Source organism: Bacteroidia bacterium (assembly GCA_041391665.1).
GTDB lineage: Bacteria > Bacteroidota > Bacteroidia > J057 > J057 > JAGQVA01.
Genome location: JAWKNO010000002.1, coordinates 2,671,989 through 2,698,678, shown reverse-complemented (window position 1 = coordinate 2,698,678; position 26,690 = coordinate 2,671,989). Strand labels below are relative to the sequence as shown.

General features: G+C 46.4%; 19 protein-coding genes. 16 read left to right on the top strand and 3 right to left on the bottom strand.

Translation table 11 applies throughout. The features are described 5' to 3' along the window. Window positions 1-41: 41 nt before the first annotated feature. Window positions 42-626 carry a hypothetical protein gene (locus R3D00_22280; protein ID MEZ4775924.1) on the bottom strand — a complete coding sequence of 195 codons (585 nt, stop codon included), beginning with the start codon at window positions 624-626 and terminating at the stop codon, window positions 42-44. Between the two features lie 421 nt (window positions 627-1,047). On the opposite strand from R3D00_22280, the gene R3D00_22275 reads away from it, so the two are divergent. From R3D00_22275 to R3D00_22240, 8 genes are all read left to right on the top strand, one after another. Beyond that, on the top strand, window positions 1,048-1,878 hold the full coding sequence (locus R3D00_22275) for a UDP-2,3-diacylglucosamine diphosphatase (protein ID MEZ4775923.1): 831 nt from the start codon (window positions 1,048-1,050) through the stop codon (window positions 1,876-1,878). 15 nt (window positions 1,879-1,893) lie between these two features. Beyond that, window positions 1,894-2,919 carry a glycosyltransferase family protein gene (locus R3D00_22270; GenBank protein MEZ4775922.1) on the top strand — a complete coding sequence of 342 codons (1,026 nt, stop codon included), beginning with the start codon at window positions 1,894-1,896 and terminating at the stop codon, window positions 2,917-2,919. Between the two features lie 106 nt (window positions 2,920-3,025). Then, window positions 3,026-4,642, top strand: a complete 1,617-nt coding sequence (locus tag R3D00_22265; protein ID MEZ4775921.1) for a T9SS type A sorting domain-containing protein — start codon at window positions 3,026-3,028, stop codon at window positions 4,640-4,642. Continuing rightward, window positions 4,639-5,835 carry a chondroitinase-B domain-containing protein gene (locus R3D00_22260; GenBank protein ID MEZ4775920.1) on the top strand — a complete coding sequence of 399 codons (1,197 nt, stop codon included), beginning with the start codon at window positions 4,639-4,641 and terminating at the stop codon, window positions 5,833-5,835. The genes R3D00_22265 and R3D00_22260 overlap by 4 nt, the downstream gene beginning before the upstream one ends. 62 nt (window positions 5,836-5,897) lie before the next feature. Continuing rightward, complete coding sequence (locus R3D00_22255; GenBank protein ID MEZ4775919.1) at window positions 5,898-9,935, top strand: two-component regulator propeller domain-containing protein; 4,038 nt, start codon at window positions 5,898-5,900, stop codon at window positions 9,933-9,935. A 258-nt stretch (window positions 9,936-10,193) separates the two neighbouring features. After that, the gene (locus tag R3D00_22250; GenBank protein ID MEZ4775918.1) at window positions 10,194-13,070 is read left to right on the top strand and encodes a TonB-dependent receptor; all 2,877 of its coding nucleotides are present in this window, start codon (window positions 10,194-10,196) and stop codon (window positions 13,068-13,070) included. Window positions 13,071-13,109: 39 nt separating this feature from the next. Next, complete coding sequence (locus R3D00_22245) at window positions 13,110-14,702, top strand: T9SS type A sorting domain-containing protein (protein ID MEZ4775917.1); 1,593 nt, start codon at window positions 13,110-13,112, stop codon at window positions 14,700-14,702. Window positions 14,703-15,210: 508 nt separating this feature from the next. Then, window positions 15,211-16,509 carry a DUF5690 family protein gene (locus tag R3D00_22240; GenBank protein ID MEZ4775916.1) on the top strand — a complete coding sequence of 433 codons (1,299 nt, stop codon included), beginning with the start codon at window positions 15,211-15,213 and terminating at the stop codon, window positions 16,507-16,509. Here the strand turns inward: R3D00_22240 and R3D00_22235 are convergent. After that, the gene (locus R3D00_22235) at window positions 16,489-17,724 is read right to left on the bottom strand and encodes an outer membrane beta-barrel protein (GenBank protein MEZ4775915.1); all 1,236 of its coding nucleotides are present in this window, start codon (window positions 17,722-17,724) and stop codon (window positions 16,489-16,491) included. The genes R3D00_22240 and R3D00_22235 overlap by 21 nt on opposite strands. After that, window positions 17,717-18,274 (bottom strand): RNA polymerase sigma factor, encoded by a 558-nt coding sequence (locus tag R3D00_22230; protein ID MEZ4775914.1) that lies wholly within the window; start codon window positions 18,272-18,274, stop codon window positions 17,717-17,719. Before R3D00_22230 ends, R3D00_22235 begins: the two co-directional genes overlap by 8 nt. Before the next feature lie 153 nt (window positions 18,275-18,427). Between R3D00_22230 and R3D00_22225 the strand changes: the two genes are divergently transcribed. The 8 genes from R3D00_22225 (at window position 18,428) to R3D00_22190 (ending at window position 26,635) form a co-directional block, all read left to right on the top strand. Beyond that, window positions 18,428-19,147, top strand: a complete 720-nt coding sequence (locus tag R3D00_22225) for a PepSY-like domain-containing protein (GenBank protein ID MEZ4775913.1) — start codon at window positions 18,428-18,430, stop codon at window positions 19,145-19,147. A gap of 201 nt (window positions 19,148-19,348) precedes the next feature. Beyond that, window positions 19,349-20,530, top strand: a complete 1,182-nt coding sequence (locus tag R3D00_22220; GenBank protein MEZ4775912.1) for a sulfite oxidase — start codon at window positions 19,349-19,351, stop codon at window positions 20,528-20,530. A 10-nt stretch (window positions 20,531-20,540) separates the two neighbouring features. Next, window positions 20,541-21,014, top strand: a complete 474-nt coding sequence (locus R3D00_22215; GenBank protein ID MEZ4775911.1) for a hypothetical protein — start codon at window positions 20,541-20,543, stop codon at window positions 21,012-21,014. 47 nt (window positions 21,015-21,061) lie between these two features. Further along, window positions 21,062-22,093 (top strand): sterol desaturase family protein, encoded by a 1,032-nt coding sequence (locus R3D00_22210; protein MEZ4775910.1) that lies wholly within the window; start codon window positions 21,062-21,064, stop codon window positions 22,091-22,093. A 63-nt stretch (window positions 22,094-22,156) separates the two neighbouring features. Beyond that, the gene (locus R3D00_22205; GenBank protein ID MEZ4775909.1) at window positions 22,157-22,930 is read left to right on the top strand and encodes a MerR family transcriptional regulator; all 774 of its coding nucleotides are present in this window, start codon (window positions 22,157-22,159) and stop codon (window positions 22,928-22,930) included. 22 nt (window positions 22,931-22,952) lie between these two features. Beyond that, on the top strand, window positions 22,953-23,528 hold the full coding sequence (locus R3D00_22200; protein ID MEZ4775908.1) for a Crp/Fnr family transcriptional regulator: 576 nt from the start codon (window positions 22,953-22,955) through the stop codon (window positions 23,526-23,528). Between the two features lie 84 nt (window positions 23,529-23,612). Beyond that, window positions 23,613-23,963 carry a PadR family transcriptional regulator gene (locus tag R3D00_22195; GenBank protein ID MEZ4775907.1) on the top strand — a complete coding sequence of 117 codons (351 nt, stop codon included), beginning with the start codon at window positions 23,613-23,615 and terminating at the stop codon, window positions 23,961-23,963. Beyond that, entirely contained in the window at window positions 23,960-26,635 is a 2,676-nt protein-coding gene (locus R3D00_22190; GenBank protein MEZ4775906.1) for an ABC transporter permease, read from the top strand. Before R3D00_22195 ends, R3D00_22190 begins: the two co-directional genes overlap by 4 nt. The last annotated feature ends 55 nt before the right edge of the window (window positions 26,636-26,690 follow it).

Below are 26,690 nucleotides of genomic sequence, written 5' to 3'. Positions count from 1 at the left end.
GCGCATTGCTGCGCCTTTTTTTGTTATATTTTTTCCAAAACTTAGATTCTGACTTTTACCCCCAGAGCGGCAAGGTAAGTACCCATGCCTATTTCCCCATTGATACCTACAGGACCGAAGTAGTAAGTACCCCCTAATATAGGCTGAAGACTGACGAGACCAGGAGTATTGTAAACATTCAGTGGATCATAATCAGGGTCTGAGCTGTTGGTCGAAGCACTCCAGCGGGTATATCCTACCCGGATACCTGCATAAAAATCAGCTTCCTCTGAATTGCCAAAGTGGAACAATGGACGAATACCGATATTCATACAGCTAAGGGTATTTTTGACATTATTGCTGTTAATATCCACATCATTGATCGAAATACTTTGATAGGAAACTGCAGCACCGACACTAAACTGATCTGCAATTCCAAAATCTACCATTCCTGATACGACAGGAATAGAAGTTATCTGATCGCTACCCACTGAAGCTGCCTGAAAGAGCGCGCCGATAAGGCTGTAGCCGACATTTGCAGTGATACCGACCTGCCCTTTTGTATGTGCCTGAGCCTGTAAAGTGTTGATGGTGGTAAAAGAAAGGGCAAAGCCCAGAATCATGGTAATAATAATTCGATTTTTCATACTGATAGGTTGATTAAATTGAGATATGTGATTAAATGGTTCTCATTTCAACGGCCAAATTAATGCTTATGTTGGTCTGAACCACTATACCTGATGCCTGATTTTTCCAATCGTGCCACATCGACATGTTTTTGTTTACCATTACCGGATAGCCGTGCAAATGATTTTTCCCCTAATGATCGCTTAACAGTAAGGACTTGAAACCTTTTGATTGGAATAATACAGAGTTAATATGACTGCCTCATCTTTGCAGAGAAGATTTTACGGTAAAGGAATTACAGTTTCATGTGCCAACTGACTTCCATAAATCTCATACTTCAGCAACTTGCTGTAAAGAGTTCCTCAAGCTTTGTGGCATGTCAACGCTCCCTGACCCATCTCCGGGTCGGGGAAGCTTTTTTTACGATTATCCATTCCCATCATGAGCAGAAGAAAAGTTGAAATTGTTGTTTTGTCTGATATTCACCTCGGTACTTATGGCTGCCGGGCCGAAGAAATCATTACCTACCTCAAGAGCATTCAGCCGGGAATGCTGATTCTCAACGGCGATATTATCGACATCTGGCAGTTTAGCAAACGGTACTGGCCCAAATCTCATATGGCAGTGATCAAGGAGGTGATCCGCCTTACCAGCAAGGGGGTACCGGTTTACTACCTGACAGGCAATCACGACGAATTGCTGCGCAAATTCTCTGACTTTTCGCTGGGTACCTTCCACCTTCGCGATAAATTAATCCTGGATCTCCCGGAAGGAAAAGCCTGGATCTTCCACGGAGATATTTTTGATGCCAGTATGAAACACGCCAAATGGCTGGCAAAACTTGGCGCGGTGGGATATGATTTCCTGATCTTCCTCAACAGTATTGTAAACTGGACGCTGGCAAGACTGGGCCGTGGAAAAATGTCATTTTCCAAAAAAATCAAAAATGGTGTAAAATCTGCCATTAAGTATATCAGTGATTTTGAAGAAATAGCAGCTGAGCTTGCCATCGATCAGGGCTACGAATATGTCATTTGCGGTCATATCCATCAGCCGCAGATCCGGGAAATTGTGAAACCTGAAGGAAAAGTTACGTATCTTAACTCAGGAGACTGGATCGAAAACCTCACTGCCCTCGAATACCACCACAACAAATGGTCGCTTTTCCGCTTCGAAGATATGACTCCCGGAGAAAAATTGCTCACTGCAATTGATGATGCCTTTTTTGAGACAAAACAACACCCGCAGCAGAAAGAACTGATCATTTCATAAAATCTTTTGGTGTATATGAAAGTACTTTACGCGATTCAAGGTACCGGCAACGGCCATATCAGTCGTGCCAGGGACATTATCCCCCAGCTACAACCACACTGCCACCTCGATCTCATGATCAGTGGTACCAAAAGTGAAGTACAACTCCCCTACCCCGTCAAATACAAACTTCATGGATTCTCCTTTGCCTACAACCAAAAAGGAGGGATCCATTATGGCAAAACAGTCAGCGAAAACTTTTCTTTTCGCCTGCTTAAGGAAATTCAACAATTTCCTATCAAAGACTACGACCTGATTATCAATGACTTTGAGCCTGTCACTGCCTGGGCTGCCAAAATCCGGGGGGTACGCTGTATTTCGATGGGACACCAGGCTTCTTTTTTGTCTGAAAAATGCCCCAGGCCGGAAAAAAGAGAGTCATTTGGCGAATGGGTACTAAAAAGTTATGCACCGGGAGATGAAGCCATCGGCTTTCATTTTCTTCGTTATGATTCTTTTATTCACACCCCGGTCATTCGTGAACAGATTCGCAACAGCCAGCCGGTATCCAAAGGCCATTACACCGTTTACCTGCCTGCGGTACGAGATGAAAGGCTGATTTCCCTTCTCGGACAAATCCCTCAGGTAGAATGGCAGATCTTTTCCAAATACGCCCGTAAAACAGAAAAAATAAGAAATATTCTGGTTCGGCCTGTCAACAACCAGGATTTTGTAGAAAGTTTTATCACCTGTGAAGGCATGCTTACCGGTGCAGGATTTGAATCCCCGGCTGAAGCGCTCTATATGGGTAAAAAGTTGTTTTGTATCCCGATCAAAGGGCAATATGAACAGCAGTGTAATGCCGCAGCTTTACGTGAACTGGGCGTGCATGTCATACCCAAAATTGACAACTTCACCCTGTCATATCTTACCGATTGGGTTTGTGAAGGAAGGAGCATTCAGATAGATTTCCCAGATCAGACGGAAAAAATCGTAGCGGGAATTTTTGAAAAAAAGATCGCCGAAACGACACCCATACCGCTTATTCACTCCCCTTTTTAGTAAGAAAAATATGTCAGGGAGGAATATCGTATATATTTAGAGGAAGCGCAGGAAGAAAGGCGGTAGGGTATAACAAAGTTTTGCGTGGAGTTTCTACCTTGTTTCCATGAAACTCATTACCACTACCCGCATCTACACCCTTCTCCTGCTGGCGATTTCCTTTTTTCAGGGAAAATTATTGCCTGGACAGGCCCCCGTGGTTCACGTCCCCGACATTTCCATCAAAACGTTGGTCTCCCTGCCTTCCACTCAGGAAGTGCCGGTAAGGCTGGGAAAACTCCCCGGTGGCAACCTCATTTACAGCACGCTTTACGGCGAAATATTTGAAATAAACAACGGCTCAGTACAACTGTTGTTTGACCCCGAAGATCACGGTCTGGAATACATTTCCGGAATGGCCATCCATCAGGATCAAATCTATATTTGCGGATCAGTAGTACAGGAAGGGGATACGACCATGATTGGCTACGTCATGAAGGGAACTTTGCCCGCGGGACCCTGGGAGACGATCGTCGAATCTGTCCCCTATTTTCTTGGAAAATCATTCAACGATCACCGCTTTAGCGAGCTGACAGTAGATCCCGGAGGCGAATATCTGTATCTCCACAGCGGAACCCGTACCAATGCCGGCGAAGTCCACGAGCTCTCCGGTGTGCCCAATACCCTGGGCCTTCGCGACCAGCCAATCAGAGGAAAATTGCTGAAAATACCCGTTTCGCCTGCACAAAAAATCATCCTCCAAAATGACAGTACCTGGCTCCAAACCAGCGGATATCTCTACGCAGAAGGACTGAGACATATGTTTTGCCTCGCATGGGACAAAGGGCACGCACTTTACGGCGGCTCCAACTCCGACCGCAGAGATGTGGGGGAAGGTTTTTACCGGATTGAAGCAGGGACTCACCTCGGATTTCCATGGTGGATCGGCGGAAAACGCAATCCCTTACAATTTGGAAATTACGACCCGACAGCAGACAAACTCCTGCCCTCAGGAGCCAATAATCAGGGATACTACAACCCTGACACGCTTTTTCCGGCGATGCCGGAGGGGATTGATTTTGTACAGCCGTACAAAAACATCGGCCCTGATGCTGACAAATTCAGAGACAGTATCACCGGAGCGGTAATGGACGCCTCCAATCTCGGCCTTACCATCACCACTTTCTCCGGGCACAGAAGTCCTACCGGGCTGGTCTTCGATACACTGGACCTGCTTCCTGCCCCTTTTCGGGGAGACGGGTTTATGGTGTCCTACAACAATGGCGGCAACCTGCTTTCAGGCGACGGGCGCGACCTTTTGCATATCCGGCTGCTCAATGACGACAGCCTGAGCGCAACGCGAATGATTTCGGGCTTTATTCGCCCGATAGATGTGTTGCAGGATAGCCAAAAGCTGTTTGTACTCGACTATGGGAATAGTTCCGGAACAGGGCGCAAAATCTACGAAATCACCTTTGGCTGGCCCACAGGCATCCGCAACGATTTACGGAAAAAACCATTTACCCTTTATCCAAACCCTGCCGGAGAAAAGATCAGAATAGAAATGACAGAGCCAGGCAAAATCCGCAGAATTCAACTGATAGACAATACCGGAAAAGTATGGAAAGCAGAACTGGGGGCGGACTTTTCCATCAATCTTTCGGGGGTTGCAGCAGGGAAATATATACTCAACGCAGAACTTGAAGACGGTACGATTTACGCTTATCCATTTATAAGGAAATGAACATTCTGTTAAAGAGACTGGCAATCGTATGTGCGGTTACCGCACAGATCACGACGGTACTATTGGCAAAAAACCTATCGGTACACAGTGTTGCAGGGTTTTATGAAGCAGAAAAAGCCTCACAGCCGGGAGATACCATTACGTGGGTTTCCGGAACCCGGGAAGATGTGATATTTACTATTTCAAAAAATGGATTAACCGTTATGGCAGAAAAGCCAGGGGCGACCATTTTTACCGGTAAATCATCAGTACAAATCACTGCGGATGAAGGAACTTTTTCAGGGTTTCAATTTGCTGAAGGCGAAATTGAAGGTGATATTCTGACCATATCGGGAAGTCACAACCTGATTACAGAACTAAACTTCACCCGGTACCAGTCGCACTATTATCTCAATACACTACCTTCTGCCACCTACAACACGATCCAAAACTGCAGCTTTGAAAAAAAACCGCTGGCTCCGCCAGGGCAGGAAGGCAACTCCGTAGTACAGATTCAGGCGCATAAAGACTTTCCCGGCCACAATACCGTCAGGTATTGCGCATTCAGAGAACATACCGCGCCCCCGGGCGCCGGCGGGGATTATGGGATCGAAGCCTTGCGGATTGGGTATAGCTATCAGGGCGAATTTGACAGCAAAACCGTCGTGGAGTATTGCTTTTTTTACCGCTGCAACGGAGACGGAGAGGTGATCTCCAACAAAGCCAGAAATAATATATTCCGCTACAATACTTTTTTTGACAATGGCCCTTCACACCTGACCCTCCGGCACGGAAGCGATGCAATTGTCCACGGAAACTATTTCATTCAGGGAGCGGGAATCAGGATAAAGGAAGGGCAGAATTATGCAGTGTATGACAATTATTTTGAAACAGGCGACTACTTTGCCATCAACCTTCAGAATTACAAAGTCGATCCTTTGGACAGTGTCATCATTTCGCGCAATACTTTTATCGGCGGAGGGGAAATCCGCCTGGGCGGCATAGGGAAATTTCCGCCACAACATGTCACTTTTATTCGCAATGGTTTTACCAACCCGATTGAAGAAATTTTTACCGACCCGGTCGGCAGCGAAATATTTAAGAGAAACCGAACCGGAACACCTGCGAAAAAATATCCATCAAAAAAGAATATCAGCGCTCATTCCGGTAATTGCGGGCCTTCTTATAAGTTTGATGAAGTATTCATTCCCTAAGCGAATATAGAGGGCAAAGAGATTGCCTTTCACAGTACAGGTTTTCGCTGTATATTTCCATTATGAAGACCTGGAAAGGATGGATATTTTCACTACTACTGGTATCAGGGGTTTTGGGCACAAGCGCTCAAAACCAGCTGGAATTCAGGCATTTATCCGTAAAAGATGGGCTTTCACAAGGGTCAGTATTTTGCATTACCCAGGATCAGACAGGATTTATCTGGATGGGGACAAAAGACGGGTTGAACAAGTTTGACGGATACAGTTTTAAAGCTTACAGAAATAATCCCGAAGACACACGATCCCTGTCGCACAGTGATGTGCGGAGTCTATGTTTTGATCAGAAGGATACGGTACTTTGGATAGGGACAATCGACGGCCTTAACAAGTACGATGCAATCACAGACCGGTTTACCCAATACAAACATGTTGAAGATGACCCTGGAAGTCTGAGTCATAGTGAAATTCGCTGCATTTATCAGGATCGGTCCGGCAGACTTTGGGTAGGGACATTAGACGGGTTAAATCTTTACGACAGGGAAAATGACCGTTTTATCAGAATTGCCCATGACCCGCAAAATCCGCAAAGCCTGAGTCATGAAACCATTGTCTGTATTACGGAGGATACAGAAGGTGGCCTCTGGTTTGGTACACAATACGGATTAAACCAATTGACGCGTCAGGCAGGAAATCGGTTCACATTTATCCGCTATTTTTCTGAACCCAACCGGCCAGGCAGCCTGAATGACAACCATATCCAGGCATTGACTACAGACAAAGCCGGAAACCTTTGGATTGGCACCCATGACGGAGGGCTGAATAAATGGAACCCCATTGAAAAAAAATTCACCCAATACCTCTACAATAGCAACGACCCCACGTCACTGACCCACAACAATGTGCGTGCGCTGGAGACTGATCTGGCAGGCAACCTGTGGGTAGGAACATTATGGGGGCTAAATAAATTTAATCCACAGACACAAACATTCGAAAGGCACCTGAATCATGGCTTTGAGAATCAGAGCCTGGGCAATAACTCGATCAAAAGTATCTTCAGAGACAAAAAAGGCAGCCTGTGGATCGGCACTTTTTTCGGTGGGGTCAGTTTTCTCGATGAACTCAACAACCGATTTGTCAACTATCAACATTCGCCCTACACCAATAGCCTGATTTACAACGTAGTGAGCTCATTTGTAGAGGATAAAAAAGGAAACTTCTGGATCGGTACGGAAGGCGGTGGGTTAAACTATTTTGATAAAGAGAAAAATCTTTTTTCCGTCTTTCAGTATATCCCCCAAAAATCACAAGGGCTCAAAGGCAGCAATATCAAAAAAATACTCGAAGCGGGAGATGGCAGCCTTTGGATCGGCACGTATGGAAACGGACTCGTTCGATTTTTCCCGGATAAGGGCGTATTTGAGCATATTCGTAAAACCGACCATGCCGGCAAATCCATCAACAACGACAATGTCTATGCCCTGCTGAGAGATGGAGAAAAACTCTGGATTGGTACCTATGGAGGGGGATTAAACTGCCTCAATCTGAATACGATGGGTTTTTCTTACTACACCCACGATCCCGGTGACAGCACCTCTGTTTATTCCGATGAATTGCGGACCTTGCTGAAAGACAAAGACGATAACCTTTGGGTAGGCACAGAAGATGGTCTGGATATGATGGTTGTGCCCGGGGAAGGTCAACCAGCGAGGTTTCAACATGTGCTAAAAAACATCGGGGTTTTTTGTTTGCATGAAGACAAAAACCGGCAGATATTATGGGTAGGCACTTATGGAGGAGGATTGGTTTCGCTCAATCGCCGCACAGGAGAAGAAATTCATTTTACCATGAAAGACGGGCTGCCGGGAAATATCATCATGGGGATATTGGAAGACGATACGGGAACCCTTTGGCTCAGTACCAATAATGGCATTTCACGGTTTCATCCGCTGGAAAAAAAATTCAACAACTATAGTTTGGCCGATGGGCTCCAGAATCTGGAATTTAATTTTAACGCCTACCTGAAAACCCGGAGCGGTGAGATGTTGTTTGGCGGGGCAAACGGATTTACCCTGTTTCATCCTGGCCAGATTACGCCCAATCCGTATATTCCTCCGGTTGTGTTTACAGATTTACACGTATTCAACCAATATGTACCGATCAATGGCGGCGACCATCTGCTGGAAAAATCCTTAGACCACACCCGGAAACTCATCTTCAGACACGACAAGGCCATATTTTCGATAGGGTTTTCGGCATTAAATTATGTGAGTCCCGAAAACAACCGCTACGCATTCAGGCTCAACGGGCTGGAGAGTCACTGGAACTATTCAGTCGGAAAATCATCAGCCAACTACACCATCCAGGAAGCGGGTACATATACCTTTATGCTCAAAGGAGCCAACAATGACGGCATCTGGAATCCGGAGATCCGCACCCTGGAAATTACGGTTTTGCCACCGCCCTGGAAATCCTGGTGGGCATTTATGATTTACGGGCTTACGATGTTCGGTGCATTGATCGCACTGATCAGGTTTACCCGTATGCGGGCACAGTTTCGCCATCAGTTACAGTTAGAACAAGTGGAAAAACATAAGCAGGAGGAGCTCCATCAAATGAAACTCCGCTTTTTCACCAATATTACCCATGAGTTTCGGACACCCCTGACGCTGATTTTGGGGCCATTGGAAGAAATCATGTCTCATGCGGGGCACGATCCCTGGATCGGGAACCAGTTGTCATCGATACGAAGAAATGCCCAGCGGCTGCTTAATCTGGTCAACCAGCTGTTGATGTTCCGCAAAATGGAAAGCGACCACCAGCACCTTTCCGCTACGGAAACGGAACTCAATCCCTTTCTGAAAGAAGTATTTCTGGCTTTTAAAGAACATGCAGATCTGCATAAAATCTCCTATACCTACCATCAGTCTCCGCAGCCGGTCAAGGCCTGGGTAGATACAGACAAACTCGAAAAAGTTGTGTACAACCTCTTGTCCAATGCCTTTAAATTTACTCCGGACAATGGCGTTATTTCCTTATCTGTCGCTCTTCAGCAGGAACAAATCATCATTGAAGTCAAAGACAATGGCAAAGGGATTGAGGAAAAACATATCGGAGAGATATTCAAGCGGTTTTACGAAGTAGAAAGCCCGGTGCGCCCCCAATTGAAAAGTACAGGCATCGGATTGGCGATATCCCGGCAGTTGATTGAGCTTCACAAAGGGGAAATAACCGTAGAAAGCAAACCAGGGAAGGGCGCGAAGTTTACCATTTCCCTGCCTTTGGGCAATGAGCATCTGGAAAAAGAATATATTTCCAAGCCAACCGATCCACACCCCCACGCTACCCTGTTAATCGTCGAAGACGACGACGACCTGCGGCAGTACCTGAACAATATCTTTAGACCAGACTATAAGATACTCTTAGCCCCCAATGGCTATGTCGGGCTGGAGATAGCAAAAGCCGAAACCCCCGATCTTATTCTCAGTGATATTATGATGGACACGATGGACGGGGTAGAAATGACGGCAAGGTTAAAAGAAGATCTTCCTACCAGTCATATCCCTGTCATTCTGCTCACTGCACGCACCTCCATCGTTTACAAAATCGAAGGATTAAAAACCGGTGCAGATGACTATATGACCAAGCCCTTCCACCCTGAAGAACTGCGATTGCGGGTAAAAAACCTGTTGGTATCCCGGCAGGAGTTGAGGGAGCGGTTTGGTAAAGTCATTAAGCTGGAACCGCAGGAAGTGACGGTAACTACCGCTGATGAAAAATTTCTCCGGAAAGCACTTGAAGTGGTAGAAAATCACATGGATAACAGCGACTTTGATATCGAACATTTTGCAGAAGAGATGGCCGTAAGCCGGGCCTTGTTATTCACCAAAATCAAAACACTGACCGACCAGACGCCCAACAATTTCATCAAAAATATCCGGCTAAAGCGTGCGGCACAGTTGCTGCGCGACCACAACATGAACATCTCAGAATTGGCGTGGCAGGTAGGATTTAAGGATCCAAAATACTTCAGCAAATGTTTTGTTCAGGAATATAACCTGACACCGTCTGAATTCCAGACCAGAAACCGATCCAGCGTTTAGACTTTTGACCTACCAAATTCGGATTATATTCCCCCAGTTTCAGCGGGATTCCTCCTAAATTATACTTCTCTCACCCTGGCTCCATTTACTTTTGAATGACAACTTAAAAGAAAGTGAAGAACAGGCGTTCATTTAAAGTAATTGTTATGGCAGAAGTTATTCTGACCACACTGATTGTTATGATTGCTCTGATGATTATTTACCTATTGTGATACTTACCCGGGAGAACCCCAAACTACTCTGAAAACGACTACTATTATGCTAAAAAAACTTCTACTTATCAGCTTTGTCTTTTTCTCCATTACACTGCCCGGAATCCAGGCCACATTTGCTCAAAGCAGCGGTTCGGTGTCCGGAGTAGTTTTAGACAAGTCCACAGATGGCCCGTTGCCAAGTGCGAGAGTTATTATTGTCGGCACCGAACGCGGTGTGCTGACCAACCAATCCGGGCAGTATAATCTTAGAAATATACCTTCAGGTTCATATCAGCTCAGTATCACCTATATTGGCTATCGCACGGAAATTGTCCCGGTAGAAGTTCAAGCCGGACAGGATACCAAAGTTGACATAGGCATGACTGTCGAAGGACTATTGTTGGACGAAGTAGTCATCTCTGCCCAGCTTCTGGGTCAAACCAAAGCGATCAACCAGCAGCTCAATTCTGACGCGCTGGTAAATGTTGTTTCCTCCGACAAAATCAAAGAATTGCCAGATGTAAATGCAGCAGAGGCTATTGGCCGTTTGCCGGGCATTTCAGTCAACCGTACAGGTGGTGAGGCATCACAGGTAGTGGTCAGAGGGCTGAGTCCAGAGTTGACTTCCGTCACGATCAATGGGGTTCGGGTTCCTTCGACCAGTGCAACCGACCGTTCGGTAAACCTTAGTATGATCTCTCCGGAATTGCTGTCCAGCATTGAAGTGTATAAATCGCCGACCGCAGATATGGATGGAGATGCTATTGGCGGGATTGTCAATCTGGGCGTGTTTCGCGCGATGGATGAAACGCAGATTATCGCCAGAGCTTATGGCGGTTACAATGGTCTGAGCGATCAGTTTAGCAACTATAAAGCGTCTATCAACGGAAGCAGCAGATTTTTTAATAAAAAATTCGGTGTTATTGCCAAAGCGAATATTGAAAAAATCAACCGTAGTTCGGAAAGTGCTTCGAGTAGCTGGGACTCCAATTTTGGCGATGACCAATGGCCATTGACAGGCACAACCATTCAGGACAATATCAACTTTTTGCAGCGGATTGGCGGCAATTTGCAGTTGGACTACCAGTATAAAAGCGGCTATGTAGTCGCGCAGGCATTCTTCAGCCAGCGAAACAGTGATCTGCAACAATTGGCAAATGTGTACAGCAATGCGGCCACGGTTACGCACAATCCCCGTCACAGCGAATCTGCAACATCCACCCTCCAGACGCTGTTGAGTGGAAAACAAAAAGTTTCCCTGTTTGAAATTGACTGGGTGCTTGCAAGAAGCCAGACGGTTGACGATAATCCTTATGATGTGGGAATGGTTTTTCAACAATTTGACGGCATCAATCTTACCGGATTTTTCTATACCCCCGATGAAATGCTGGCCCAGAGAAACTTCAATTACGACAAAGCGTGGCTTCAGCGATACACATTTGAACCATCCAAAACCAGCCAGACCAACTATACAGGAAGTGTAGATATTAAAATGGACTTTAACCTCGGCAAAAAAATCGGTGGTTTTCTGAAAGTCGGGGGTAAATACCGGTATGACGACCGTATCAGGGAGCAGGATTTCATGCAGCAGCCCTGGTATTATCTCGATGCCAATGTTAGAGCCAAGGCAGTCAGCAACTGGCCGGGTACGCTTGTGCAGGGGGGGTCGACCGGAGACCATATCATGTTGAGCAACTTTTTTGAGGGCGATGACCGGTTACCGATCTGGGGCAATACCTATTTTATCGCCCCTTTGATCAATATGCAGACTGTCGATGACTGGCATACCTATCAGCAGGGCGAACTATTGCTTCAGTATGACCAGGAGCATCAGCGGTACGACCTGACAGAAACTGTGAAGGCGGGTTATGCGATGGCAAAAATCAAATATGGCAACTGGCTTTCCATTATTCCAGGTGTGAGATATGAATATTCAGACAACCGCTATCACGGGTATATTTCATCGCTGGATGTAAATGGAGCCGCCGGTTCTATCAGAGATACAACCTCTTACCAGCAGTACGGAGAATTGCTTCCCAGCGTGCATATAAAAATCAAACCGCTCAAATGGTTTGATGTGAGAATGTCAGCAGTAAAAACCCTGGCCCGCCCCAATTACAATATGATCCTCCCACGGGCCAGGCTTGATGTTACGAATGGCAGGCTTTTCAGAGGAAATCCTCAGCTCAAATATGCAGAAGCATGGAACTACGACGCTTCGGTATCGCTATTTTCAGGAAAATGGGGTCTGCTTACGCTCGGTGGATTTTACAAACATTTTGACAACTACTTTACACAAACAGACCGCGTAATGTCTGCGGAAGAAGCGCTTTCATTGGGTTATCCCGGTGCTGTGTACGATGTGCCGGAAGACTACATCAACTTCGACAATTCGATCGTTTACGGACTTGAAGCAGATCTTCAGACAAGTCTGAAAATGCTGCCCAAACCGCTGAATGGCGTTGTACTCAGCGTCAACGCTACGCGACTCTGGTCCAGAACCTATGTTCCTTTGTTTAAAAAAGTCACCAAGTATGACCCGGTACTGCGGCGGAATGTCGTCGATTTTGAAAATTCCTATATAGAGTTTAACGAAACTACCTTGCCCGATCAGGTAGGCTGGATTACCAACGTTTCGCTCGGCTATGACTACAAAGGATTTTCAGCACGCGTTTCCCTGATCTACCAGTCTTCATATCTGAAGAGTTTTAGCACAGCGGCAGAACTCAGCGGAGAAAAATACACCCGCCGCTACGTGGCCAAGTTCCTGCGGTATGACGCGAGTGTTTCCCAAAAACTGGGCAAACACCTGATGCTTATGGCCAGCTTTGCCAACTTCGCCAATGCAAAAGAACTGGAATACCAATACCTTCCACAATATGTCCGCAGCGACAACCGCTACGGTATGACCATTGACCTCGGCATTCAGTATAAATACTAATTTCAATTACTACTCATCCAATAACCAAAACTTATCAAAATGATGACTAATCTTTACAGAATTCTCTCTATTGTGGCCCTGATTTTGGCCTGCGCTATGAATATGTCCGCACAACGCGTAGTTGTTGTTCCGGGATGGGATCCTGCCAGTGGTACAAACCCTGATTCATCAACCGACATCCTTTACGATGCAATTGTAGCGGACTCAACCGGCCGCGCCAATGACCCCAGCACGATTTACGAACTGGTAAGAGGCCATGAGTATCCCCAGGGACGTACGATCGAAAACTTTGGGTATCACCTGAGACTGCGCGCACAAGCCGGTACAGGTTTTCTTCCCAAGCTTACCCCTGGCAAAAGCGCAGCAGGGACCTATGGTGCTGACTTCATTCGTTCCCAGGGTGATCTCACGATCGAGGGCATCTCAATTAGTGGTTACAGACCCGATGGCGCTTACCTCAACCGGATGTTTGAACTCAGAGGTAAAGGATCCAAGGTAATCATCACCGGCTGCGAATTTGACGGAGACCGTGGAGCAGCAATTACCCTGATGGCTGACTCACTCAAAGTTTTTATTCAGGACGTAAAAGCAGGTAACCTTGGACACCGCATTACGGTAGGTGGAAATGGCCGACTGATTGACCTGCGTCCGGAAGCGCCTTATGTAGACTCACTGGTGATTGTCAATACTACTACCTACAACTCCAGCGACCGGATCATCCGGAATATGGGTACAGTTGTAAACTATCTGAAAATTGACCACATGACTGCATTTAATACCGTAGGATTTCACGGGGGATTGCAGTTGGGGCAAGTACATTATGCAAGGGTAACCAACAGCCTTTTTGCCAATGTCATCAGTCTGGGACACAATCAGGCACGTACGACAGAGCAGACACAGCCGGAGAAACATTTTAGTGTAATATCTCTCGATACGATTTTCCCCGGCCAAATCCTCGATATCCGCAATAACAATATCTTCTTCGACTCTGTACTGTATCAGGTATGGGCAAAATACGATTCCGTAGAAGCGCCCTACTTTACAACCGCTACGGTCGATTCAGCAGTTGCACTTGCAGGTCTTCCTGATCCCGCATATTTCTCAGAGATTCTGACATTCACTCAGGTATGTTCCCCGATCAACGCATATGTTGACGCCTATTTCACAGATCCGGCTGCTGCTACTTTCCCCGAAAACTGGTGTGTAGGTGGTGAAGGCGGTTATTTCCCCGATCAGATAGACGCATCGTATCCGACCACCAGCACTTCGTATACAGCAGCCGACAACGGATTCCCTGTAGGTGACCTGAACTACTGGCCTTCGATTAAAGAGCAGTGGATGGTAACTGATATTGACGACGATATCCGTCAGGATGTACATGCGATGATCACGTATCCGAACCCGTTCAGCACCTATACAACAGTTGCTTACGAGCTCTCACGTCCCGGACAGGTTTCCGTTGAAGTATTTGACTTCTCCGGCCGCAAAATCACCACCTTGTTCCAGGGCTTCCAGATGCAGGGCAACCACGAAGTAACCTTCGAAGCAGGTGCACTTGCCGACGGTATGTACCTCGCTACAATTAAAACCAGCCAGGGCATCACGACCCAGAAGATGGTTTTAAAAAAATAATTGGTTAAGGTTTTTTAAGGTGGCCGTCCCGGACAAGGGACGGCCTTTTTTTTTTGTGATAAGCCTACCGACATTTCGCTCCTCCGGAGCTGCGCCAATGCGACCGGGGCTTCGAGTCACCTCAGCCGCCGGTCGATGCTGCGCCATAACGCGCAACAAAACCAGTGGGTGATGCAACAAAACCAGTGGCTGAGAAAAAAACCGGTGGGTGAGGAAAAAAACCGGTGGGTGAGGCTCCCCTTAATGGGACCTTCGGCTCGAACCCACCGGAGCTGCGCCAATATGACCGGGGCTTCGACTACGCTCAGCCGCCGGTCGATGCTGCGCCATAACGCGCAACAAAACCGGTGGATAATGCAACAAAACCAGTGGCTGAGAAAAAAACCGGTGGGTGAGCGGAGTCGAACCCACCGGACACGCCCCTCAAAAAATAACAAAATGGTAATGCTCACATTCCCCGATTCATCCGCAATTTCTTCTATCTTTGGTCGAACCGAAATCCAGCCCAATGACCAACACCACCTTGCAGGATCGTATTTCCCGCTTTCACCCCGCCATTTTTTCGCTGTATGCGATCATTGCGTCGTTTTGTACTTACTCTTGTATGTACGCTTTCCGCAAACCGTTTGCTGTGGCGACGTTTGAAGGGATTCTGTTTCTGGGGGTCAATTACAAAACCTGGCTGCTCATCGCGCAGGTGCTGGGGTATATGCTCTCCAAATTTATCGGGATCAAGGTCATCGCCGAACGTTCGGGCCGCACGGGCAGGGGCAAATGGATTATTCTGCTGATTCTTTCTGCCCAACTGGCGCTGCTGGGTTTTGCGCTTACGCCTGCGCCTTACAATATTCCTTTTCTGTTTCTCAATGGTTTTCCACTTGGTATGGTCTGGGGACTGGTGTTCAGCTTTCTGGAAGGTCGTCAGACTACCGAAATGCTCGGCGCAGGGCTGTCTGTGAGTTTCATTTTTTCTTCGGGTTTTGTGAAGTCGGTAGGCAAATGGGTCCTGCTTTCGGGCGTCTCCGAGTTCTGGATGCCGTTTTTGACGGGGCTGATTTTTGTTGTACCGCTGCTGCTGTTTGTGTGGATGCTCGAACAACTTCCTCCGCCCTCATCAAAAGACGAGGAACTCCGCACGCACCGCGCCCCGATGAATGCTGCAGAGCGAATAGCTTTTGTCAAAAAATTCCTCCCGGGCCTGATCGCGCTGATCATTACCTATATGCTGCTCACGGCTTTCCGCGACTTCCGGGACAACTTTGCCGCCGAAATCTGGCAGGCCCTGGGCTATGGGGAATCGGCGTCGATTTTCACCAAAACCGAAGTGCCCGTTTCGCTGGCAATCCTCGTAATGATGGGTTCTGTGATGTTTATCAAAGATAACTACAAAGCACTGGCAGTCAACCATCTGATCATCCTCGCCGGGGTGATGCTTGTAGGGGGAAGCACGTTTTTATTCGAAAGGAAAATCATGGGGCCGGAAATCTGGATGACGCTCGTGGGCATGGGACTGTATATGGGATATGTGCCTTACAACAGCATATTTTTTGACCGGCTGATCGCCTCTTTTCGCATCGTCAGCAATGTGGGTTTTCTGATTTACCTGGCAGATTCGTTTGGTTATCTGGCCAGTGTGGGCGTCATGCTGTTTAAGGATTTCGGAAAACCGAATCTCAGCTGGCTGGATTTTTTCGTAGGTTCCGGCTACGTGATGTTTGCCATCGGCGGTATTTGCATATTGCTTTCCATGGTGTACTTTCACCGGGAATATGCAGCAGAAAAGGCGTCAGCTTCCCGCAAACCATAACGAAGCAGAAATCCCCGCAGCGCTGAATTTCCGCTGTTCTGCGCCCTGGCTTTTGAGCGGTTGTTCGTAAAACAGCCCCAGCCTTGCGTAGGATTTTTCGGCGAGGCGAATTTCCGCGCCTGTCTGAATACTCATACCTGCAAGTGCAAAATTTCTTTTGTCAATTCTCGCTCCGGGGTGAAAATCATTGCCGCCACGGCGATACGTAAAGTCCTGAGAGAATTGAAGATTGCCAACAATACCTGCGCCGGCATAAGGCCGGATTTTGTGGTTGGAACTTCCAAAAACGTAATTCAGTTCCACCGGCAAACGCACCATCCGGGTAACGACTTTAATCTCCGCGACCTGTGTCTCATTGAGATTTGGCAGGCGTGGATACCGCTCGATTTTAGGGCGAAACCGCTCTGGATTCTGGATAGCGTAACTGCGTCGGTTGAAACCCGGCGTAATATTTAGTCTCAGTTGATCCGTCAATTTTAACTCCATAACTATACCCGGACTCATATTCGCCTGCGCTTTTCCGATGTCAGGATTGGGTTTTAAAAATGTAGTACCCACACCCACACGAATCCGGGAGGCGAAATTGATTTTGGGTTGTTCCTTTTCATCCTTCTCTATCGTTTGTTCTTCCATATCTGAAGACAATCCGCTTTGGAAATCGGTTAGCAGCGGCAGGGAGGGTTGAAGGAGATCAAAACGCGGCGGAAGAAACGACAGGTTGCCCCATTCTGCTATAGTCGTTACCTGGTTAAATATCTGCCGGGTTGGTTGCTGCGGGTTATTTGTTTTGTGGGAAGAATCAGAAGTATAGGTTTGTTGATAGGCGTAAGTTTGTGGGTGAATGACGGGTGAATGAACAATGGTTTCGGGAGAAAGGGACTGATTTTGAGGCAATTGGGGAGTCGGGGAAATGGTCGGTCCGGGATTAATTTCGTCTTTTACATTTTCCTTTAAATCCACTACCTGTTTTTCCAGTGCCTCGATACGGGCATCCTGCTTTTGATAGATCCAGAAAGCAAACGCCGAACTGATTACCAGCAAGCTTATACCTGCGGCAACCAGATAAGGTTTATAGGCAAGATACCAGGGAATTCCCCGGCTGATCGCGTCAACCTGCGCAAATACATTTCCCATCCCGGCTTCATCTACGGGACCTGTGTCGTGAAAACTTTCCAGTTTTCCTTTCAGCAACCTGTCAAATTGTTTATCATCCATAATTCCTGCAATTCTCTCCGTACATGGTTTCGAGCATCATCTGAAGTTTCACCCGCGCTTTTGCCAGATTGGATTTGCTGGTTCCGGCGCTGATGTTGAGCTTTTGGGCAATTTCCTCGTGTTTAAATCCCTCCATCACATAAAGGTTAAAAACAATCCGGTAGGAAGGCGCGAGCTGTTGGACCAGCCCCATGATTTCCTCTTCGGAAAGACTTTCTATCGCAGATTCATTCACCGAAACATGACTGGCATAAACGATATCCAGCGAATTGTAATGTTTCTGATTTTTGCGGTAAAAGTCTATCGCCGAATTGATCATAATGCGCCTGACCCAGCCCTGAAAAGAGAGTTCATCTGAGTATTTTTCCATTCGGGAAAACACTTTCACAAACCCGTCATTGACGATTTCTTTCGCTTCCTCTCTGTCGCGTGAATAGCGGAGACATATGCTCATGGCATAGTTGTAAAGTTTCCGGTAAAGCTTTTCCTGGCTTTCCCGGTTACCCTTCCGACATCCGGCAATCAATTCTTTGAGTTCTGCGTCAGACAAAGTATCTCTCTGGTTTAATTTTCCACGACAACACGCAGTAATTTTTCATTTGGTTGCTACCAAAAGAAAAAAAATAAATTTTATTTCCCCGACCAACCATTCTTCGGACCGATGCGTGATGACATTGTTTTTCACCCACTAATTTAACTTGTTATGTTCAAACAACTCTTTCATCTTTCGATCCTCGCTTTGGCCATATTGGTTTCTGCATGTAATAGTGAGACCATCAACCTTGATAATTTATTCTCAGGCGAAGCAGAAACCATTTCGGTAAGTGAGCTTCCCACAGAAGTCACCGACGCGGTAACCCGAGCCCTTCCCGGCCAAAGTATTCTTGCTGCCTATAAAATCACTGCTTCTGACGGCACGATTTTGTATTCTGTAGAAACAGACAGCACTGAAATGTCCTGCAATGGAAGTGGTCGTCAGGTTTCAGCTATTGATCCTGCCAATCTGCCACAAGGAGCGATCGACTATCTGGCTGCGAATTTTTCCTCATCAGTTATCCTTCGGGCGGGTGAAGTTACACGTCGCGATGGTTCAGTTGTGTATGTAGTGAGTCTCAGCTCAGGAGAATTTCTGGCTTTTGATGAGAACGGAGAGCTGGTTGCAGACCGTCAGAAAGGACGTGGTCGTCATCATGGACCACAGGCACATGGCAGCTTTACGGAGATTCAGGTATCTGATCTGCCACAGACCATTGCCGATTACCTTACCACGAATAACCCTTCAGACACCGTAGAGAAAGCATTCACCGTAACCAAAAGAGATGGCACAATGGTTTACGGAGTAGTTTTGGGTGAGCGCAATGTATTGTTTTTTGATGCAGACGGAAACCTGTTGGAAAACTTCCGTCCGGGCTGGCATAGATAGTATATTCCTCAGTTTGTGCTATTTTCCAGGCGATTCCACAAGGGATCGCCTTTTTTGTGATCTTTATTACAAAAGGGCTAAAAATTATCTTTTATATTTACCCAAATCAGTTGTTTAACTACTACCAACGTGAAGGATAATCACCATTTTTCCAATCCCTTTTCCCGTCGGGGATTTCTTAGCAAAAGTGCGCTGGCGCTGATGGGTTCTGTATTAGGTGCCAATATTGTATTTGGGGACAATATGCCTGAAGGGCTTGTTCCTGTCGCCTTATTGGATCCCGATGGGCCGTTTCCCATCAAAGGCAAACACCCCGGACTTACCATACTCTCAGAAAAACCCTGGAATGTGGAGACGCCCGCCCATTTGCTTGATGACCTGATTACGCCCGCAGACAGGCTGTTTATCCGAAACAATGGGAATGTTCCGGCAAATATAGATGTCAGCAAATGGACACTGACCATCGGCGGGGAGTCTGCCAAACAGGAAAAGACCTATACCCTGGCAGAACTCAAACAAAAGTTCAAAACCTATACTTACCAGCTCACCTTAGAGTGCGGCGGCAACGGAAGATCGGAGTTTAATCCGCCGGCACATGGCAACCAGTGGACAACCGGAGCGGTTGGCTGCCCTGAGTGGACAGGAATCCGCCTGAAAGATGTGCTAAATGATGTCGGCATCAAGTCAGACGCCGTATATATCGGCTATTATGGCAAGGACGTACATTTGTCCGGCGACCCCAATAAAGTAGTAATTTCAAGAGGTGTGCCGATGGCAAAAGCCCTGGAAGACGAGACCCTCATCGCCTGGGCGATCAACGGAAAAGACCTTCCGGTCATGAACGGATACCCGCTACGGCTGATCATCGGTGGTTGGCCAGCTTCTGTATCCGGCAAATGGCTGAGCAGAATTGACATTCGCAATAAGGTCCATGACGGGGAAAAAATGAACGGGAAGTCGTATCGGGTTCCCTGCAAACCCGTTTCACCCGGAGCAGAAATTGCCGACGAAGATATGTGTATCATCGAGTCGATGCCCGTGAAGTCGCTGATCACTTACCCCAAATCCGGAGGTATATTGCCTATGGGCAAAACGCTGACAATCAGAGGCAAAGCCTGGGCAGGAGATCTGATGGTAAAAAAGGTGGAAGTTTCTATAGACTTTGGGGCAACCTGGCAGGAGGCTAAGGTATCCGCACCGCGCAACCGACTTGCCTGGCAGCCTTTCGAGGCGACACTCAAATTCCCCCAACAAGGGTATTACGAAGTATGGGCCAGAGCCGTGGATACCAATGGTGTAGGCCAGCCGATGGTCGTCCCGGGCTGGAACCCACAGGGGTATCTCAACAATGCCTGTCACCGAATCGCCATCAAAATCGCCTAAATGCAACGAAATGGAAGAAACAGAAAAGCATAAACTTCAGATTATTCTGCCCGCAATCGTGGTGGCGGTAATGGTCGCGATTGTCGTAGGATCGACCCTGTTTCCACCAGGCAGATTGTCCGGAGAAAATACAGCTACGAAGGCATCCTCAGCCACAAATTATGTGCAGCCACCCGATGACGGACAGGTCGAAAACGGCAAAGATGTCGCGACAGGATTTATCGCCGAAGGAGATTACCAAATCGTAAAAGCGACCTGCACAGCCTGTCATTCCAGCAGTCTGGTATTACAAAACCGCGCAACGCGCGAAGGGTGGGAAAGCATGATCCGCTGGATGCAGGCCAACCAGAAACTCTGGGATCTGGGCGTAAATGAGCCCAAAATTTTGGATTACCTGGCGAAGCATTACGGCCCGCCTGAAAATGCAGGGAGAAGGCAAAATCTGGTGGTGGAAGAATGGTATCCTATAGGGAATGACAACTGACAAGCAAGGAATTACAAATTATTAAGTAGGCATTTGACGATATAGAGATGGCAAAGTATTGGGAGATATTTATCAATGGATATACCGGCTACGCCGGGTATTTGTGGCATGAGATTACGCATCCAGCCATTCATAATTATTTTTACTGGCTGATTGCAGTTTCCCTGTTTTTTTTCACACTGGAATGGATCAGACCATGGCGGGAAACACAGCCCAGATTCAGAAAAGACTTCTGGCTGGACTTTTTCTACATGTTTTTTAATTTTTTCCTCTTTTCGCTCATTATCTATAATGCCGCTTCCGACGTTGTCGTCAATCTCTTCAAAGACCTGTTGGCATTGGGCGGCATTACCAATCTTGTGGCGATAAAAGTGCAGTCCTGGCCAGTATGGGCACATTTACTGTTAGGTTTTTTTGTGCGCGACTTTGTGCAGTGGTGGGTGCACAGGCTGTTGCACAGGGTTTCTTTTTTGTGGGAATTTCACAAAGTGCATCACTCTGTGGAACAGATGGGTTTTGCCGCACATCTTCGCTATCACTGGATGGAGAATGTGGTGTACCGCTCTATTGAATACCTTCCCCTGGCACTGATCGGAATTGGGCTGAATGACTTTTTTATTATCCATATTTTCACCCTCGCCATCGGGCACTACAACCACTCCAATATCACCGTCAGTGGTAAAGTCAGTGGCGCTGTAGTTGGCGGACTTGCCGGACTCTGGATTGCCACCATCAATGCAGCAGCTTTGGAAGCAGCTTCGTTGCCTGTGGTGGTTTCTTATCTGCTGATCATAGCAGGCGGGAGCCTCGCAGGAGCTTTTGTGCTGGGCAGATTTATGAAAATTATATTCAACAGCCCGGAAATGCATATCTGGCATCACGCCTATGACATTCCAGAAGATAAGCCCTATGGAATAAATTTCGGTATCTCACTGGCGATCTGGGATTACATTTTCAAAACCGACTATATCCCTTATACTGGCAAAGACATTAAACTCGGTTTTCCGGGGATTGAAAAATTTCCCCATTCCTTTATCGGGCAAAATCTGCACGGGCTGGGGCCAGGAAAGGAAAAATAATTTCATTTTTTTCTTGACTCTTACCTTACGTTATAGCTTTTATTTGCAGTCATACTTAAAATTATGGCTAATTATTCTGTAAAAAAGCTGTCCCAAATCGCCGGAGTAAGCATCCGCACGCTCCACCATTACGATAAGATCGGTTTGCTCAAACCACCTGAAAGACGCGAAAATGGGTATCGCTATTATGGCAGGAATGAGTTGTTTCGCCTACAGCAGATTCTTTTTTACCGGGAACTGGATTTTCCGCTTAAGGAAATCGCAGACATTCTGGATGACCCCGAATTTGATCTACGGGAGGCATTGGCTTTTCACAGAAGGGAACTGCTTCGCCGTACGGACCGAATCCGGACACTCGTGGGCACTATTGACAGAACATTAGCCGAACTTAACCAACAAAAAGGTATGATGACAGACAAAGAAATGTACGAAGGCTTCAAGCCCGAATTGGTAGAATCCATTCGGAAGGAAGTTGCCGACCGCTGGGGAGAAGATGAACTCCTTGAAACAGAAGCGCGTATCCGGCAAATGGGCAAAGAAGGCTGGATTGATCACAAAGCCAAAGGCGAAGAAATTACACAGTTGCTTGCTGATCTTATGGAACTTGGACCTGACCATGTGCAGGTACAACAAACCGTGGCTCTGCACCACCAGTACTTAAATCAGTTTTATGAAGTTTCGGAAGAACGTTACCGGGGTTTAGGCAAACTGTATGTGGAAGATGAGCGGTTTACTGCTTATTACGAAAAATTCCGTCTGGGTCTGGCAGCTTTTGTGAATCAGGCAATACAGGTTTATTGCGATCAGGGAATGAATTCAAAAACAATTATTTCGTAAATTCATTCCTTAAACAAGTCGAATGAATGTTCCTACACTTATCGAAAATCTCCGCCGCTATATCCAACTCGAAGATCGCGAGGCGGAGATTTTTCTTTCGCTTACAAAAACAAAAACCATCCCGAAGAAAAAATTCCTTCTCCTAAGCGGAGAGGTTTGTGAATATTTCAGTCTGGTAGCTGACGGCTGCCTGATGAATTATTTTACCGATGAAAACGGTTTTGAGCATGTACTTCAATTTGCCACACCGATGTGGTGGACGGCAGATCTTTACAGTCTTGTCAGTCGTTCTCCTGCCATTTATTCGATCAAAGCCCTGACCGATGCCCGGGTGTTGCAAATCTCTATCGAAGGACTGGAGCAGTTGTATCATGAAGTACCAAAGTTTGAGCGCTATTTTCGCATCATTTTTCAAAATGCACTCGTTGCCCACCAGCGCCGAATCATGCAAAACAACGCCTTTACAGCTGAAGATAGGTACAAACAATTTCTCCGTACCTACCCTACCCTGGAGCAACTCGTGCCGCTGAAGTATGTTGCATCCTACCTCGGCATCACGCCCGAATTTCTGAGCAAAATCCGCCGGAGAAGAAGGTAAAGTTGCTTATTTCAGACATTCATTCTAAATTGTAGAACAAATATCCAAAGGTTGTTTACATTTGTTCTACAATTTAGTACCATAATGAAAGAGACCCGGCTAGGCGATTTTGAAGAAACCATCCTGTTGCTCGCGGGCATATTGGGGGAAGAAGCGTACGCTTTTAAGATTGCCGAAGAATTTGAAACGCAAACTGCAAGACCTGTGTCTATCGGTGCTGTACATTCTACCCTCAGCCGACTGGCAGACAAAGGATTTCTGAAGTCTGAAATGGGCAGTTCGACCGCAGAACGAGGCGGAAGAAGAAAGCGGATTTATACCATTACAGCTTCTGGTCAGAGTGCATTGGCAGCCTCCCGCGATTTCAAACTATCGCTATGGAAACAATATCCCGATTTTGCCTCTGACAACCTTAACTGGGAAATTTCTCCATGAAACCGAAGGAAAACACCGCAAAAACAACCCCCGTTTCACCGCCCCCGCTTGCGGAAAAATTCTTATGCTGGTTTCTGAAAGCAGAACTGGCAGAAGAAGTTTTGGGTGATCTGGATGAAAAATTTTATTCACTACAGGAAAAACAGTCGCCATTCCGGGCAAAACTCAATTACTGGTTTCAGGTCTTGAACTATCTCAGACCATTTGCCGTGCGGCATCCCATCATTGGAAATTTAAATCAATACGCCATGTTTCAAAACTATTTTATCATCGGCTGGAGAAATTTGCTAAGAAATAAAATGTATTCGGTCATCAAAATCGGGGGATTTACGCTAGGTATTGCGGCATGTTTTCTTATTGCATTGTATATGCGGGACGAGCTGAGTTATGACCAGTTTTATACCAACAAAGGCAATATCTACCGGGTTTATAATGCGTTTAAAAACGAAGAACACGACGAAAAATGGCTTTCTTTTCCGGCTTCTATGGCCAAAATCATGAAAAACGATTATCCCGAAGTGGAAAAATCGGGCAGGCTCATTCCTTATGACTTTTTTTTCGCCGGGAGCAACCAGTTCAGGCGGGAAGATCAATTACAGAATGCCTACGAAGAAGGATTTGCCTATGTAGACCAGACATTGCTCGAAATACTGGAAATCCCCATGATCTATGGAAACCAGGAAACGGCGCTGGCAGAGCCCCATACAATTGTCATATCCAGAAATAAAGCCGAAAAATATTTCCCCAGTCAAAACCCGGTGGGAGAGACCATTATTCTCAATGAGGAAACAAACCGTCCATTTACAATCGGCGGAGTGATGGAAAATTTCCCCAGAAACTCTCACCTGGATTATGATTTTTTGATTACCCTGACTGAGGAGGAGTTTTGGGAAGGCGAACAAACAACCTGGGGCTCATGGAATTACAACGTATATGTTCAACTCGTGGAGGGAACCAATCCGCTTGATTTGGAGGAGAAATTGGATGCGATCAAAGAGACCTATTATGTAGGTTATTTAAAAGAAACAGGGGATCAAATGCTGGAAGATGTAGAGAAATACCAAAAATTTCGCCTTCAGCCTGTGCCAGATATCTATTTGCGATCGGTAGAAATGCACGATATGGTAAAAAACGGAGACATTCGTTTTGTATGGCTGTTTGGGGTTGTAGCCCTTTTTATTCTCCTCCTCGCCTGCATTAATTTTATCAACTTGTCAACAGCCAAATCTGCCAATCGGGCACGAGAGGTCGGGTTAAGGAAAGTCATCGGCTCTTACAAAAGCCATCTGATCAGCCAGTTTTTAACAGAATCCATGCTCTACAGTCTGATTTCTTTTGTGTTGGGAATTGCACTGGCATGGCTGGTTTTGCCATTGTTTAATATGCTTTCAGGCAAATCGATGGTTTTCCCATGGAATGAATGGTGGCTCATCCCACTCACCTTGCTTTGTGCAGGAGTAATAGGACTATTGGCGGGCATTTATCCCTCCTTTTATCTTTCAGGCTTTAAGCCCATAGAAATTTTAAAAGGAAACCTCAGTCGCGGGAGTAAAAGCAGCGGCATCCGAAGTACGATGGTAGTGTTTCAGTTTTCCATTTCCATCATACTGATTATAGGCACTTTTGTCATTTATCGTCAAATGCAGTTTATCCTCAACACCAAACTAGGATATGACAAAGAGCAGGTAGTGATGATTCAGGGAGTCAACACGTTGGGCCAAAAACAAATTTCATTCAAAAGCGAACTCCAGCGACTTCCGGAAGTACAAAACGTAACCATCAGCGATTTTCTACCGGTGGAAGGAACCAAACGCGATCAAAATCCATTCTGGAAGGAAGGCAAATCGAAGGAAGACAAATCCGTAGGCGCACAGAAATGGCAGGTGGATGAGGATTATATTTCCACGATGGGGATGAAAATCATAGATGGAAGAGATTTTGAGAAAGAAATGTCCTCAGATTCCCAGGCAATTATTATCAATCAGAAAATGGCCCGGGAACTAGGGCTGGCAAACCCTGTGGGAGCGCGGATACAGAACTGGCAGGTTTATACGGTCGTAGGCGTAGTAGAGGACTTTCATTTTGAGTCGCTCAAGGGAGAGATTCGGCCGCTCTGTTTTGTTAAAAACAATTATGGTTCGATTGTTTCCGTGAAGGTCCAATCAGAAGATATGAGAGCAACCCTTCAGTCAGTTACCGCCGTTTGGGATGAATTTGCGCCCAACCAGCCGATCCGATATACATTTTTAGATGAACGATATGCCCAAATGTATAAAGACGTACAGCAAACAGGGCGAATTTTCACCAGTTTTGCGATTTTAGCGATGATCATTGCCTGTTTGGGTTTATTTGCCCTTTCAGCGTTTATGGTGGAGCAGCGGCGAAAGGAAATCAGCATCCGGAAAGTGTTGGGTGCATCGTTTGGCAATCTGTTGGGTATGCTGACTTTCAACTATTTAAAACTAGTATTCATTTCGATCATACTTGCTATACCTGTGGGGTGGTACATGATGAATCTATGGTTAAAAGAATATACCTATAAAATTGATATGAACTGGGACATTTTCCTGATTGCCAGTATTTCCACTGTCCTCATTGCAGTTTTAACCATCAGTTACGAATCTGTCAGAGCTGTATTGACCAATCCAGCCGGAAGTTTGCGTTCGGAGTAAAGAGGAAAACCGATATAAAAAATAAAAAGATTTCTTAACCTGGTTCAATGTTTTG